We start from the raw sequence: 14,863 nt of genomic DNA on the forward strand, positions 1-14,863 counted from the left end.
CGGGCGCGCAGCCCGGCCCGCACCGCACCGCACCGCACCCGCGATTCAGCCCGTACCTGAGCAGCCCGGCCCGCACCCAACCGGTTGGCCCGCACCCGCGGTTACAGCGTCACTCCGTGCTCCTTCAGCCACCGCGCCGGGTCCACGCCGGAGCCCAGGTGCGGGGTGAGCCGTACCTCGAAGTGCAGATGAGGGCCTGTCGAGTTGCCCGTGGTCCCCGCCTGCCCGATCTGCTGACCGGGCGCCACCCGCTCCCCCTGCTCGACGGTGACCGCGGCCAGATGCGCGTACTGCGAGTAATAGCCGCCCGTGTGCTCGACGACCACCTCGATGCCGAAGCCGCCGCCGCAGGAGACGGAGGCCACCCGCCCGGCGCCGATCGACCGCACCGGCGTGCCGATGTCGACGGCGAAGTCCTGCCCGGTGTGCCGGTGCGCCCAGCGTCCGCCGATGCTGTCGAAGCCCGCGGACAGCTCATAGCCCTCCACTGGCGCCACCCACTCGACGCCGCCCGGCACATCCGCGCTCTGCTCCAGCCGCGCCGCGCCCCCGCAGGCGCCGGCGGCCACCCTGCGGTCCGCCTCCCCCTGGAGCTGCCACTGCGCGGCCTCCAGCTTGGTCTCGATGTCCTTCTTGATCGCGGCCAGCCGGTCCCTGCGCTCCTTGAGCTTCTGCCAGGCCGCTCTGGCCTTCTTCTCGGCCGCCGTGAGCCGCCGCTCGGCCTGCCTGGCGCGTTGCAGCAGCTGATTGACGGCCAGTTCGGCCTGCCAGGCCAGCCGCCGGGCCCGCATGATCTCCTCCGGGCTGTTCGCCAGCAGCAGATGAGCGGTGAGCGCAAGCGGTCCTCCGGTGCGGTACTGGTCGCGGGCGACTCCGCCGATCTGGTCATGGAGGGCAGCGAGCTGACCGCGCTGTCTCTTCAGCTGCTCCTGGAGGTGCAGTGCCTTGGTGCGCTGTGCGTCGGCGGCGCGTCTGCCCTTCTCGTACACCGATGTGGCCTGCGCCGCCTCGTCGAAGAGCCGCGCCACCTCGGCGCTGGTCGTGGTGTCCGGTCCGTCCCAGGCGTACGCGGCCGAGGCCGCCGGACCCGCCGCCGTACCGAGGAGCGCGCACAGCACCGCCGGGACGAGCATCAGCCGGTCGCGGTGGATCAAGCGCATTCATGGATCGTCCCCCGTGGTCCGTGGGTTCCGTGGTACATGTGCGGCGTGTGGGGCACGGTACGACCGGCTGGCCCAACCCATGCCGTCACCGCCCCCGCCGTGCCCGAGCCCGACCGCGCCGGCGGTTACACCGTCACATCACCGACAGCGGAGCCTCCCAGATCACCGTCGTACCCCCGCCGTCCTCGCCGATCCCCGGGCCGCAGAAGCTCGACCCGCCCAATGCCTCAGCCCGCCGCGCCAGGTTCCGCAGCCCGCTGCGCCGCCCGCCTTCCGGAATGCCCACGCCGTCGTCGGCGACCGACAGCCGTACGCCGTCCACACCGTCCGGCGGCAGTACGGCGGTCGCGTCGACGACGACCTCGATGCGCGTCGCCTCCGCATGCCGGAAGGCATTGGACAGCGCCTCCCGCAGCGCGGCGATCAGATTCTTGCCGGTGAGCTCTCCGACGGCCGCGTCGACCGGCCCGATGAAGCGGTGCGCGGGCTTGAAGCCGAGGGGCACAGCAGCCATGTTGATCTCTCGCAGAACGCGGGTGCGCAGGCCCGCGGGGGCCTCCGCGGGCCCCTGCTGCAGGGCGAAGATGGCCGTGCGGATCTCCTGGATGGTCACATCCAGCTCATCGACCGCCTTGCCCACTCCCTCCCGCAGCGCGGGCGTCACGGACTGGCGGTGGGCGCTCTCCAGCAGCATTCCCGTGGCGAACAGCCGCTGGATCACCAGATCGTGCAGATCGCGGGCGATTCGGTCGCGGTCCTCAAAGACCGCGAGCCGCTCCCGGTCGCGCTGGGCCTCCGCCATCATCAGCGCGAGCGCCGCCTGCGAGGCGAACTGCGTGGCCAGGGTCCGCTCGGCTTCGGTGAAGGGACGGGCGCCGGGCTCGCGGGGGGTGGCCAGCGCGCCCAGCACCCGTCCGCCGCTCTGCAGCGGCAGCATCATGCTGGGCCCGTACTGACGCGCCAGCCGGGTGACCATACGCGGATCGGTCGCCGCGTCCGTCACGAAAACGGCCTTCCCGGCGAGCAGTTGCGCCGCCACAGGGCTCTCCGGCGGGATGACCACGCCCAGCACCTGGGCGGGCCGGTCGGCACTGACGGCGACGATCTCCAGGCCGCCCTCCTCGGCAGGCAGCAGCACGACGCCGGCGGCGGAGTCGGCCAGCCGGCGGGCCTGTTCGGCGACGACGGTCAGCGCGTCGTCGGCGTCGCCGCCGGAGAGGAGGGCCGTCGTGACGGCCACCGAGCCGTCGATCCAGCGCTCGCGCTGCCGCGCGGCCTCGTACAGCCGGGCGTTGCCGATGGCGATGCCCGCCTCGGTGGCCAGCACCCGCACCATGTGCAGATCGTCGTCGTTGAACTCGCCGCCCCCGTGCTTCTCGGACAGATAGAGATTCCCGAAGATCTGCCCCTGCACCCGGATGGGAACGCCCAGGAAGGTACGCATGGGGGGATGGCCGGGCGGGAAGCCCGCGGCGCGCGGATCGGCGGTCAGATCGGCGAGCCGCAGCGGCACCGGATCGTGGATCAGCGCGCCGAGCAGCCCGCGGTGCCCGTCGGGGCGGCGGCCGATCCGCCGCGCCGCCGTCTCGCTCACTCCATGGGTCACAAAGTCCGAGAGGCCGTTTCCCTCCTCGTCTATGACGCCGATCGCGGCATAGCGGGCGTCGGCCAGCTCGGCGGCGGTCTCGCAGATGCGGTTGAGGGTGGAGTGCAGCTCAAGGCCGGTGCCGACGGACCGCATCGCCTCCAGCAGCTGCGGCACGCGCGCGGTCAGCTCGCTGGACAGGCCCTGAAGGCTGCGGGTCGCCGCGGTCGCGGCTTCGAGCGGATCGTCCTTCGGCTCGGGCACTGTCATGACCTTGAGACTAATAAGTCCAATTTCATGAGGAAAGTCAGCTTCCGAGGTCCGCGCCTGCCGAGACGCCCGACGCGGGAGAGCCGACGAGCAGATCAGCGGCCCGCTCGCGCTCCAGCATCCGGCGCAGCGGCCCGTCCGCCGAGGCCAGTTCCCCGTATGCGCCCCGCTGCACGGTCCGCCCCTCGTCCAGGACCACGATCTCGTCGACGTCCTCCAGCCCCCGCAGCCGGTGGGTGATCAGCACGGTGGTGCGGCCCTCCGTCGCGCTCAGCAGATCCCGTGTCAGCGCGTCGGCCGTCGCCAGATCGAGGTGTTCGGCGGGCTCGTCCAGGACGAGTACGGGGAAGTCGGCGAGGAGGGCGCGGGCCAGCGCGAGACGCTGCCGCTGGCCTCCGGAAAGCCGGGCCCCGTGCTCGCCGACCAGGGTGTCGAGCCCTTCCGGCAGCGTGTCCGCCCACGGAAGGAGCCGTGCCGCGGCCAGGGCGTCACGCAGCTCCGACTCGCTCGCACCCGGCCGGGCGAGTCTGAGGTTCTCGCGCAGCGAGCTGTCGAAGACATGGGCGTCCTGCGCGCACAGCCCGACGAACCGCCGGACAGCGTCCCCGCCCAGTGTGCGGGCGTCCACACCGCCGAGGCGGTACACACCGTCCCGTGCGTCCAGAAAGCGGAGCAGCACCTGGGCGGCCGTGGTCTTGCCGGAGCCGGACGGTCCGACGACGGCGACCCGGCGGCCGGGGGTGAGCAGCAGATCGAGGCCGTCGAGGGCGTTCTGCTCCTGCCCGGGATACCGGGCGGCCGCCGAACGCAGCTCAAGCGGGAAGGGCGAAGCGGGCGGTACGGCGGGGTGCTCGGGCTCGGTGACGGGCACGGGGGCGTCGAGCAGCTCGTAAACGCGCTCGGCGCTGCGGGCGACCCGCTGTCGGTGCTGCACGGCCGCGGGAAGTCCGGCGACCGCCTCGAACGCGGCGAGCGGGATGAGCACGACGACCGCGAGGGCCACGCCGTCGAGCCGTCCCTCGCCTACCGCCCGTACCCCGGCGAGTGCGGCGCCGGCCGTCGTGAGCCCGCAGATCAGCGCGGACAGACCACTGCCCAGCCCGGCGGCCGCGGCTCCGCGGGCGGCGATGCGGGTCAGCTCGCGGTCCGCCTTCCGCGCCCTGCCAAGCCGCTCCCGCAGCGCACCGGCGACCGTCAGCTCGGCGGCGCCGCGCAGCAGATCGACGACATGGACGGTCAGCGCCCCGCGGGCGGGGGCCAGCCGTCGCTCTGCGCGGCGGGCGAACGCCCCGCTGACGAGGGGTACGGCGACTCCGGCGGCCAGCAGCCCGGCGGCGAGCACGGCCCCCGCCTCGGGCAGCAGCCATGCCGTGAAGCCGACCGCTCCCGCGCCGACGACGAGCGCCGACCCGGCGGGCAGCAGCCAGCGCAGCCAGTAGTCCTGCAGGGCGTCGACGTCGGAGACGAGTCGCGACAGCAGATCGCCGCGCCGGCTGCGGCGCAGTCCCGCGGGCGCGATCCGCTCCAGCCCGCGGTAGACGGCGACCCGCGTCCCGGCGAGCATCCGCAGTACGGCGTCGTGCGAGATGAGCCGTTCCGCGTAGCGGAAGACCGCCCGGCCGATGCCGAAGGCCCGCGTCGCGGTGACGGCCACCATCAGATAGAGCACGGGCGGCTGCTGGGAGGCCCGGGAGATCAGCCAGCCGGAGACGCCCATCAGTCCCACGGCCGATCCCAGCGCCAGACTTCCCAGCAGCAGCGCGAGCCCCAGCCGTCCCCGCAGCCCGTCTGCCGCGTCGCGCACCCGCGCGAACGCGGCCCGGTGACCGCCGTCCCCGGAGTGCTCGCCCTTCCCAGCGTCCGCATGAAGGGCTGCCGCGTTACGGGCCGCCGCGCGTGTGGCGCCCCTTTCCGCCGCAGCCAGTTCTTCCGTTTCTTTCGTTTCTTTCGTTTCTTCCGTCGCACGGCGGCCGGAGGCCGGTTCCGGCCCCGCTGCCGCGTCCGGGTCCACACCCAATGCCACCACCCGGTCGGCGACCGCGAGGAGGGCGGGGCGGTGCACGACCAGCAGGACCGTACGGCCCCGGGCCAGCCGCCGCACCGCCTCGACGACGGCCTCCTCGGTCGCGCCGTCCAGCGCCGCCGTCGGCTCGTCGAGCAGCAGCAGCGGACGGTCCGCCAGAAACGCCCTCGCCAGGGCGAGCCGCTGCCGCTGGCCGGCCGAGAGGCCCGCGCCGTCCTCACCGATCCGGGTGTCGAGCCCCTGGGGGAGTGCGGCGACGAACTCCGCGGCCCCCGCGTCCGCCAGCGCCGCCCGGACCGCGGCGGCGTCGGCGTCCGGCCTCGCCAGCCGTACGTTCTCGGCGACCGTCCCGGCGAAGAGATACGGCCGCTGGGGCACCCAGGCGATCTGCTCGCGCCAGCGGTCCGGGTCCAGCCCCGCCAGATCGGCCCCGCCGACCCGCACCCGCCCCTCGTCCGGCTCGGTGAACCCCAGCACCACATCGAGCAGCGTCGACTTGCCCGCCCCGCTCGGCCCGACCAGAGCCACGGTCTCGCCCGGCTCCACTGTCAGCGAGGCGCGGTCGAGGGACGCCTCGGCGCGCCCCGGATGCCGGACGGTCACCCCCTCCAGCTCCAGCCGCAGCCGGCGGGGCACCTCGCCGGTACCCCCGCGCTTCGGCTCGGTCTCCAGCACCCGGAAGATCTCGTCCGCTGCCGACAGCCCTTCCGCCGCTGCGTGATAGTGCGTACCGACCTGGCGGATCGGCAGATACGCCTCCGGCGCAAGGATCAGGATCACCAGGCCCGTATAGAGGTCCAGATCCCCGTGGACCAGCCGCATCCCGACGCCGACGGCCACCAGCGCCACCGACAGCGTCGACAGCAGTTCCAGAGCGAAGGACGAGAGAAACGCGATCCGCAGCGTGCGCAGGGTGGCGCGCCGGTACTCCGAGGTGATCGCCCGGATCGACTCGGCCTGCGCCTTCGCCCGTCCGAAGACCTTCAGCGTCGGCAGTCCCGCGACCACGTCGAGGAAGTGGCCCGACAGCCGGGACAGCAGCCGCCACTGACGGTCCATCCGGGACTGGGTGGCCCAGCCGATGAGCACCATGAACGCGGGAATCAGCGGCAGCGTTCCCACGATGATCGCCGCAGAGACCCAGTCCTCGGTCACGATGCGCACAAGCACCGCGACCGGGACGACCACGGCGAGGCCCAGCTGGGGCAGATACCGTGCGAAGTAGTCGTCCAGGGCGTCCACTCCACGGGTGGCGAGAGCGGCCAGCGAACCGGTCCGCTGGCTGCCCGCCCATCCGGGGCCCAGCACGGCGGTCCGCTCCAGCAGTCGTGCCCGCAGCTCCGACTTGACCGCCGCGCTGGCGCGATGCGCCGCCAGGTCCGTCAGCCAGGCGACCAGGGCGCGGCCTGCCGCCACCGCCGCGAGCAGCGCCAGCGAAGGCCCCAGCGCCGAGGCCGACAGCCCGCGCTGAAAGGCCCCGACCACCACTTCGGCGATCAGCATCGCCTGGGCGACGACCAGCCCGGCGCCGACCAAGCCGAGCACCACCACCGCGGCGAGGAAGAGCCGGGTGGCACGGGCGTGCCGAAGCAGACGCGGGTCGATCGGTTTCACGTGAAACATCGCTCCTACTGCGAAGCGGGTGATGCAGGCGATGCGGGCGAAGTGTGCGAGACATGCGAGGTGTCGGCGATGTGCTGGGTGCCGATCCGCTTGCGGAACACCCAGTACGTCCATCCCTGGTAGAGCAGCACCACAGGGGTGGCGATGCCTGCGCACCACGTCATGATCTTCAGGGTGTACGGGCTCGACGAGGCGTTGGTCACCGTCAGGCTCCAGGCGTCGTTGAGCGAGGACGGCATGACGTTCGGAAAGAGCGTCAGGAAGAGCATCGCCACGGCTGCCGCGATCGTCACCCCGGACAGGGCGAACGACCAGCCCTCACGCCCGGCCCTGATGGCGATGACCGCCCCGGCGAGCGAGGCCACGGCCACGGCCATCGCGATCAGGCTGGCGCCGTCGCCGCGTGTGGCCTGAGTCCAGAGCAGAAAGCCAAGTGCCAGCACGGCCGTCAGCAGCCCCAGCCACAGAGCGGCCTTCCGGGCTCGCCCACGGATGTCCCCCACCGTCTTGAGCGCCGTGAACACGGCCCCGTGGAAAGTGAACAGCGTCAGCGTCACCAGTCCGCCGAGGAGCGCGTACGGGTTCAGCAGATCGAAGAGGGAGCCGACGTACTCCATCTCCGCGTCGATCTTCACTCCGCGCACGATGTTGCCGAAGGCCACACCCCACAGAAAGGCCGGCAGCAGCGAGGTCCAGAAGATCGCATGCTCCCAGTTGGTCTGCCAGCGCTCCTCCGGCCGCTTCGCACGGTATTCGAAGGCGACGCCGCGCACGATAAGGCAGACCAGGATGAGCAGCAGCGGCAGATAGAAGCCGGAGAACAGGGTGGCGTACCACTCGGGGAAGGCGGCGAAGGTGGCGCCGCCGGCCGTCAGCAGCCATACCTCGTTGCCGTCCCAGACGGGCCCGATGGTGTTGATCAGCACCCGCCGCTCCGCGCGGTCGCGGGCCAGCAGCTTGGTCAGCACCCCGACCCCGAAGTCAAAGCCTTCGAGGAAGAAGTACCCGATCCACAGAACGGCGATCAGCACGAACCAGACGTCGTGGAGTTCCATTGCTCGACTCCTCAGTATGAGAAGGCCATGGGCCTGTCGGCGTCACGGTCGTCGCCGCCGATCCTGGTGGGCGGGTTGAGATCGGACTCGGTGAGTTCGGGCGGTCCGGCCTTGACGTACTTGACCAGCAGCTTGACCTCGATCACCGCGAGCACCGCGTACAGCAGGGTGAAGACGGTCATCGAGGTGAGGACCTCGCCCTGGGAGACGCCGGGGGAGACGGCGTCGCGGGTGCGCAGCACGCCGTAGACGACCCATGGCTGGCGGCCCATCTCCGTGAAGATCCATCCCCAGCTGTTGGCGATCAGCGGGAAGCCGAGCGTCCATACGGCGGCGAGCCAATACCACCTGCTCAGCCGGGGTCCCAGCGCCTTCCGCCGGAAGAGCACCAGATGCGGCACCTCGTCCTCGCCCGTCCTCAGCCCCGGTGGCAGCAGGAACTTCCTGCGGGTCAGCCACAGCCCCGCCATGCCGATGGCGAAGGAGGCCATGCCGAAGCCGATCATCCAGCGGAAGCCCCAGTAGGTGACGGCGATATTGGGCCGGTAGTCGCCGGGGCCGTACTGCTCCTGGAGCGCCTTGTTGGTGTCGTTGATGCCGGGGACATGGGAGGAGAAGTCGTCATTGGCGAGGAAGGACAGCAGTCCCGGGATCTCGACGGCGACCTTGTTGTGGCCCTTCTCCACATCGCCGTAGGCGAAGACGGAGAAGGGGGCGGGGGCTTCGCCGTCCCACAGGGCCTCGGCAGCGGCCATCTTCATGGGCTGCTGCTGGAACATGACCTTGCCGAGGAGGTCGCCGCTGACGGCAGTGAGCAGTCCCGCGACGGCCACGGTGACCAGGCCGAGACGGAGGGATGTCCGCATCACCGGGATGTGCTTCTTGCGGAGCAGGTGGTACGCGGCGATGCCGACCATGAACGCGCCGCCGGTGAGGAAGGCCGCGGACATGGTGTGGAACACCTGGGTGAGGGTGGTGTTCTGGCTGAGCACCGCCCAGAAGTCGGTGAGCTCCGCCCGTCCCGACTCCTCGTTGATGCGGTAGCCGACCGGATGCTGCATCCAGGAGTTGGCGGCCAGGATGAAGTAGGCGGAGAGGATGGTGCCGATCGACACCATCCAGATGCAGGCCAGATGGATCTTCTTGGGCAGCTTGTCCCAGCCGAAGATCCAGAGCCCGATGAAGGTCGACTCGAAGAAGAACGCGATCAGCGCCTCGAAGGCGAGCGGGGCGCCGAAGACATCGCCGACGAAGCGCGAGTAGTCGGACCAGTTCATGCCGAACTGGAACTCCTGGACGATCCCGGTGACCACACCCATGGCGATGTTGATCAGGAAGAGCTTGCCCCAGAACTTGGTGGCCCTGAGGTACGTCTCCTTGCCCGTGCGCACCCAGGCCGTCTGCAGGCCGGCGGTGAGCGCGGCCAGGGAGATCGTCAGGGGGACGAAGAGGAAGTGGTAGACGGTGGTGATGCCGAACTGCCATCGCGCCAGGGTTTCGGGCGCCAGAGCCAGGTCCACGTCGCTTCTCCTTACATCGCCGTGGTCACAGCGGCAGCCTGCCCTGTCGATTCCTCTGATTCCTCCGATATCCGGAGAAACAAGGCAAGCTTGTGAACGCGTTCACATTCACAAGCATTATGAACCACCCGCTCCGGCGATCTTTCAGGGGGGTCCCCTTTCGGTCACCCCTTCCCAGGAACTTCAACATATTGTTGAATCCGCGCATGCAGATACGCATCTCCTGGCCGGCCGGGCAGCTGACCGCGACCCTTGAGGAAACCCCCACGAGCACGGCGCTCATGGGGGCTCTCCCGCTCGTCTCCACCGCCCACACCTGGGGCGAAGAGGTCTATTTCGACACACCGGTCTCCGTCGCCGTGGAGCCGGACGCCCGGCAGGTGGTGGACCCGGGCACCGTCGCCTTCTGGACGGAGGGCGATGCGCTGGCACTGCCGTACGGGCCTACCCCCATCTCCCGGGGTGAGGAGTGCCGACTGGCCAGCCCGTGCAATGTCCTCGGACGTTTCGACGGAGATCCCCGTCTGCTGGCCACCGTCCGCTCCGGCGACCCGGTCCGCGTGGAGCGCGTCGACCCGGCCTGAGCCACAAAGGCCGTACCGGGGCCGGACCGGGTCGGGCCGGGCCGGGCCGGGCCGACAGATGGCAGACGGCAGACGCCTGGTCACGCTTCCTTGCGGAAACCCTCCGCCGCCTTGAGGAAGATGTCGTTCGCCTCGGGCTCTCCGATGGTGACGCGTACGCCCTCGCCCGCGAACGGCCGGATGACCACCCCGGCCTTCTCACAGGCCGCGGCGAAGTCGACCGTACGGTCCCCGAGCCGCAGCCAGACGAAGTTCGCCTGTGTCTCGGGGACCGTCCAGCCCTGCTCCACCAGGCCCTCGTAGACCCGCGCCCGCTCGGTGACCAGGGAGCCGACCCGCCCCAGCAGCTCGTCCTCCGCCCGCAGCGAGGCCACCGCGGCGTCCTGAGCGAGCTGGCTCACGCCGAACGGGACCGCGGTCTTGCGCAGCGCGTCCGCGACCGGCTCATGGGCCACGGCGAATCCGACCCGCAGGCCGGCCAGCCCGTACGCCTTGGAGAAGGTGCGCAGCACCGCCACATTGGGGCGGTCACGGTAGATCTCGATGCCGTCGGGGACCTCGGGGTCCCGGATGAACTCGCGGTATGCCTCGTCGAGCACCACCAGGACATCGGAGGGGACCCGGTCGAGGAACCGTTCCAGCTCGGCTCGGCGCACCACCGTGCCGGTCGGGTTGTTGGGGTTGCAGACGAAAATCAGCCGGGTCCGGCCGGTGATCGCCTCGGCCATGGCGTCGAGGTCGTGGACCTCGCCCTCGGTCAGCGGCACCCGCACCGCCGTCGCCCCGCTGATCTGGGTGATGATCGGGTACGCCTCGAACGACCGCCAGGCGAAGATGACCTCGTCGCCCGGCCCGGACGTGGACTGCAGCAGCGACTGTGCGACGCCGACCGAACCGGTGCCGGTCGCCAGATGGGTGACCGGCACCCCGAAGCGGTCCGCGAGCTCCTCCATCAGCCCGGTGCACGCCATGTCCGGGTAGCGGTTGAAGGACTGGGCGGCGGCCAGCGCGCTCTCCATCACACCCGGCAGCGGCGGATACGGGTTCTCGTTGGAGGACAGCTTGTATGCGACCGGCCCGCCGGCGGCGGCCGGCCTGCCCGGCTTGTAGGTGGGGATGCCGTCCAGCTCGGGGCGCAGCTTGGGGGTCGTCTCGCTCACCGCAGGTCCTCCTCGACCTTCCACATCCTCGATATCGCCGATCTCACCGCCGACGCTCAATGCTTCTCACCTTATGAGGATTCGGGCCCGCTGCGAATGCCGTGACCAAGTTGGTGCGCACGAGCGGTCCAGGAGCGGTCCGGGTGGGGCCGCATCAGGCGCGCGTTCAGCAGGCCGCGCGCCCCCTGCAATGCCACGCGCTGGTGGCTCGCTCCGTGGCGCGCGTCCCCCGTAGTGGTGAGTTGAGACCTCTTCGAAACTTCGCCCGCATGCCAGGCCCATGCCGCCATGGGCCCGAGACACTACGTCGACAAGGGGCAACTCCCTCTGTTTCCAAGGCAATTGAAATGACCTACCCGTGCAGAAACGTACCTGTCAACGAGTGAATATGCGACCGGCTCAACCACCCGCCCTCGCCCTACTATCGGCTCGCCATGACAGCAGCAGGGAAGCACCAGGTGAGCCGGACGGACACATCCCGTCGGGGCAGCCGGCAGAGCCGCGCGGGCATCCGAGACGTCGCCGCAGCAGCCGGTGTCTCCATCACGACTGTCTCCGACGCGCTCAACGGCAAGGGCCGTCTCCCCGACGCCACCCGCCGCCACGTCCGGGAGGTCGCCGACCGGCTCGGCTACCGCCCGTCCGCCGCGGCCCGCACACTGCGCACCGGAAAATCCGGCCTGATCGGTCTGACAGTCACGACATACGGGGATGAACCTTTCACCTTCACCGAGTTCGCCTATTTCGCCGAAATGGCCAGAGCCGCCACCTCTGCGGCGCTCGCCCGCGGCTACGCCCTGGTGATCCTCCCCGCCACCTCACGCCATGACGTCTGGTCGAACGTCGCCCTCGACGGCACCGTCGTCATCGACCCCTCCGACCACGACCCGGTCGTCACCGAACTCGTCCGCCAGGGCCTGCCCGTGGTCTCCGACGGCCGGCCCGCCGGCACCCTTCCCGTCACCGCCTGGGTCGACAACGACCACGAAGCCGCCGTGCTCGACCTGCTCGAACATCTCGCCGCCGCGGGCGCCCGGCGCATCGGCCTGCTCACCGGCAACACCACCGACACCTACACCCGGCTGTCGACCACGGCCTATCTGAACTGGTGCGAGCGGGTCGGCCAGGAGCCGGTGTACGAGACCTACCCGGCCCACGACCCCTGCGCCGGGGCCGTCGCAGCCGACCGGCTGCTCGCCCGGCCCGACCGTCCCGACGCCGTCTACGGGCTCTTCGACCCCAACGGCACCGATCTGCTCGCCGCCGCGCGGCGGTACGGGCTGCGCGTGCCCGAGGATCTGCTGCTCGTGTGCTGCAGCGAGTCGACCGTGTACGCCACCACCGAGCCGCCGATCACCACTCTCTCGCTCAAACCGCGCCGGATCGGCACAGCCGTCGTCCAGCTCCTGATCGACGCCATCGAGGGCATCGACGAGAACCGGCCGGTCGAGCAGGTGATACCGACGGAGCTGATCGTCCGCACCTCCTCGCAGCGCCGCGCACCGCGGACGAAAGTCAGCCCTCCGCGCTCCCCGGCGCAGGACTAGACATTCCCAAAAGGGACGAATCAATCGGCGAACCAGGAGTGCGTGCGGATTCACCACCCCTGGTGCGTCACAGAGCGGGGACCTCATTCCTATGATGGGCGCACGACACCGCGGGCCACCCCGACCAGGCTGGACCGAGTGGTGAACGGCGCAACGGTGGTGGAGGGGTCGATGACTCAGGGGGCCGGTCAGGGACCCGCGGTGCGGACGGCGACGTTGCGTGACTTCCGCGTACCGCCCTATGCGCAGGTTCCGGTGCAGTCGCACTCTCCGGGCCACCCGGATCACATGGACCACCCCGGCAACGCCGTACCCGAGAGCGAGCCGGACGGCTACACCCCCACCGAGCGGGATCTGCCCGTGCTGGGCGAAGGCCCCGGCCACACGCTGCAGGTACAGATCACCCCGTCCCCGACGCCCGCCCCCGAGGGTCTCGGCCCGCTCTATGTCGTCGGCGACGTCCACGGCTATCTCGACGAACTCGTCGCGGCACTGACCGCGCAGGGCCTCATCGACTCGGAAGGCCACTGGGCCGCGGGCAACACCCGCCTGTGGTTCCTCGGCGACTTCACCGACCGGGGCCCGGACGGCATCGGCGTCATCGACCTCGTCATGCGGCTCTCCGCCGAGGCCGCGGCCGCCGGCGGCTACTGCAAGGCCCTGATGGGCAATCACGAGCTGCTGCTGCTCGGGGCCAAGCGCTTCGGCGACACTCCCGTCAACTCAGGGGCGGGCACGGCCACTTTCCAGGCCGCCTGGCTCCTCAACGGCGGCCAGAAGTCCGATATGGACCGGCTGCAGGATGTCCATCTGCAGTGGATGTCCCGGCTCGACGCGGTCATGGAAGAGGATGAGCACCTGCTGCTGCACTCGGACACAACCGCCTATCTGGAGTACGGCGACACAATCGCCGATGTCAATGACACGGTCCATGACATCCTCAACCGCAATGACGCCGACGAATGCTGGGATCTGTTCCGCAAGTTCACCAAGCGCTTCGCCTTCCGCGATGACGAGACCGGACCGCTGGCCGTGCGCGAGCTTCTCGACACCTACGGCGGCCGGCGCATCGTGCACGGCCACAGCCCCATTCCGTATCTGCTCGGCGAGGTCGGCACCGAAGACGGCGAGGAAGGCGAACAGCCGGTCGTCAAAGGCCCGCATGTGTATGCGGACGGGCTCGCCATCGCCATGGACGGCGGCGTCACCATGGCCGGAAAACTCCTTGTGGCACAGCTTCCCCTGCACATCTGAACCGTTCCGGGACGGGCGATTTGCGGAAACCCTCTGTCTCCCCGCACCGTGACCGCTCTACCATCGGCTTATCCGTAGCAGGCTCTCCTCCGTTTCCGCCCGACTGCCCGCTCGACACAGGCGATCCGGCCCTACGGAGCATCGGGGGATGCACATGAACAGCGCTGAGCACCTGATGGCCGAGGACCGCGCCGAGTACGGGCGCCTCCTCGACGAGGCGCTGCGCACTGCCCGACACCGCTCTGAACCGGCCACCGCCAGACGGCGTCTGTCCACCGAACAGCTTCGCGCGATGGCCCTGAACGCCACCGCGCTGATCACCGCGTCCGCGACAGCCGAGTACGAGCACTACGTCAAGGTCCGCGAGGAGCTGCGCACCTCCGCGACCTCCGCCTCCGCGCACCACTCGGTGCAGGCCCCCGCCCCCTCCGGCCCCGCCGGCGAGGCCGTCGCGGAACGCGGCGCCGGCCTCGGGGCCGTGATCACCGTGCTCGCGCCGGTCCTGGCCGGGGCCGCCGCAGCGATATTCCTGACCGTCGGCTACATCCTGAAGCTCCTCAGCCCCACCCCGGCCTTCGCCGAGACGCTGCTCACCGCGGGCTGGCTCTTCGGCGCGCTCACGGCGGTGGGCATATTCGCCGCGGCGGTCGGACTGCTGGTCACGGCCCTGCGCAACGGCCCGACCCAGGTCTCCGCGGACGCCTCGGCCTCAGCCGTACCCGACGAGCTGTCCCGCGCCAGGGACGCCTGGCGAGAAGCCCTCCTCGTGCGGGGCATCCTGCCCTTCCTTGAGGCCGCCCTCACCGCCCCGGACGCAACGCAGGGGACCGTTCCCGGCCAGAGCCATGCTCATGCGGGCGACGCCTCCGCAGACGGCACAGCGCCATCGCTCCGCCCCACCAGCCGTATGCCCAAGATCGGCTACAGCGGGCCGGACTTCACCAGCCCGGACTTCGGCGGCCAGGACTACGGCAGCTCCGGCCCCGAAAGCCCCGAACGCCGACCGGACTGATCCCGCTGCCCCCGGCCCGAGACGACCGGCCCCATCCCCGCGGAGCGCGGAACGCCGAACCGGCCCG

10 protein-coding genes are annotated in these 14,863 nt (G+C 70.6%); 4 read left to right on the plus strand and 6 right to left on the minus strand.

The window, feature by feature from the left end:
• Positions 1-101: 101 nt before the first annotated feature.
• The 5 genes from OF819_RS12390 to OF819_RS12410 form a co-directional block, all read right to left on the minus strand.
• Complete coding sequence (locus OF819_RS12390; RefSeq protein WP_267243522.1) at positions 102-1,160, minus strand: M23 family metallopeptidase; 1,059 nt, start codon at positions 1,158-1,160, stop codon at positions 102-104.
• A 136-nt stretch (positions 1,161-1,296) separates the two neighbouring features.
• Positions 1,297-3,018 carry a GAF domain-containing sensor histidine kinase gene (locus tag OF819_RS12395; protein WP_267243523.1) on the minus strand — a complete coding sequence of 574 codons (1,722 nt, stop codon included), beginning with the start codon at positions 3,016-3,018 and terminating at the stop codon, positions 1,297-1,299.
• Positions 3,019-3,055: 37 nt separating this feature from the next.
• Positions 3,056-6,655, minus strand: coding sequence for a thiol reductant ABC exporter subunit CydD (gene cydD, locus OF819_RS12400; RefSeq protein WP_267243524.1), 3,600 nt, complete (start codon positions 6,653-6,655; stop codon positions 3,056-3,058).
• 14 nt (positions 6,656-6,669) lie between these two features.
• Positions 6,670-7,719, minus strand: coding sequence for a cytochrome d ubiquinol oxidase subunit II (gene cydB, locus OF819_RS12405; protein ID WP_267243525.1), 1,050 nt, complete (start codon positions 7,717-7,719; stop codon positions 6,670-6,672).
• Between the two features lie 11 nt (positions 7,720-7,730).
• Entirely contained in the window at positions 7,731-9,239 is a 1,509-nt protein-coding gene (locus OF819_RS12410; RefSeq protein ID WP_267243526.1) for a cytochrome ubiquinol oxidase subunit I, read from the minus strand.
• Between the two features lie 206 nt (positions 9,240-9,445).
• Between OF819_RS12410 and OF819_RS12415 the strand changes: the two genes are divergently transcribed.
• A complete protein-coding gene (locus OF819_RS12415) occupies positions 9,446-9,823 on the plus strand; it encodes a cyclophilin-like fold protein (RefSeq protein WP_267243527.1) in 378 nt (125 codons plus the stop codon).
• An 80-nt stretch (positions 9,824-9,903) separates the two neighbouring features.
• Here the strand turns inward: OF819_RS12415 and hisC are convergent, their stop codons facing one another.
• The gene (gene hisC / locus OF819_RS12420; protein ID WP_267243528.1) at positions 9,904-10,983 is read right to left on the minus strand and encodes a histidinol-phosphate transaminase; all 1,080 of its coding nucleotides are present in this window, start codon (positions 10,981-10,983) and stop codon (positions 9,904-9,906) included.
• A 434-nt stretch (positions 10,984-11,417) separates the two neighbouring features.
• On the opposite strand from hisC, the gene OF819_RS12425 reads away from it, so the two are divergent.
• The 3 genes from OF819_RS12425 (at position 11,418) to OF819_RS12435 (ending at position 14,796) form a co-directional block, all read left to right on the plus strand.
• Complete coding sequence (locus OF819_RS12425) at positions 11,418-12,530, plus strand: LacI family DNA-binding transcriptional regulator (RefSeq protein ID WP_267243529.1); 1,113 nt, start codon at positions 11,418-11,420, stop codon at positions 12,528-12,530.
• Between the two features lie 171 nt (positions 12,531-12,701).
• Positions 12,702-13,784: a metallophosphoesterase gene (locus tag OF819_RS12430; protein ID WP_323748919.1), complete on the plus strand. Its 1,083-nt coding sequence runs from the start codon at positions 12,702-12,704 to the stop codon at positions 13,782-13,784.
• A gap of 148 nt (positions 13,785-13,932) precedes the next feature.
• Positions 13,933-14,796 (plus strand): hypothetical protein, encoded by an 864-nt coding sequence (locus OF819_RS12435; protein ID WP_267243530.1) that lies wholly within the window; start codon positions 13,933-13,935, stop codon positions 14,794-14,796.
• The last annotated feature ends 67 nt before the right edge of the window (positions 14,797-14,863 follow it).

It is taken from the genome of Streptomyces sp. PR69 (assembly GCF_026420845.1).
Taxonomy (GTDB): Bacteria; Actinomycetota; Actinomycetes; order Streptomycetales; family Streptomycetaceae; genus Streptomyces.

Coding starts and splice junctions, on each gene's coding strand:
- OF819_RS12390 (WP_267243522.1), bottom strand. CDS start 1,160: ATGCGCTTGATCCACCGCGACCGGCTGATGCTCGTCCCGGCGGTGCTG.
- OF819_RS12395 (WP_267243523.1), bottom strand. CDS start 3,018: ATGACAGTGCCCGAGCCGAAGGACGATCCGCTCGAAGCCGCGACCGCG.
- cydB (WP_267243525.1), bottom strand. CDS start 7,719: ATGGAACTCCACGACGTCTGGTTCGTGCTGATCGCCGTTCTGTGGATC.
- OF819_RS12415 (WP_267243527.1), top strand. CDS start 9,446: ATGCAGATACGCATCTCCTGGCCGGCCGGGCAGCTGACCGCGACCCTT.
- OF819_RS12425 (WP_267243529.1), top strand. CDS start 11,418: ATGACAGCAGCAGGGAAGCACCAGGTGAGCCGGACGGACACATCCCGT.
- OF819_RS12430 (WP_323748919.1), top strand. CDS start 12,702: ATGACTCAGGGGGCCGGTCAGGGACCCGCGGTGCGGACGGCGACGTTG.
- OF819_RS12435 (WP_267243530.1), top strand. CDS start 13,933: ATGCACATGAACAGCGCTGAGCACCTGATGGCCGAGGACCGCGCCGAG.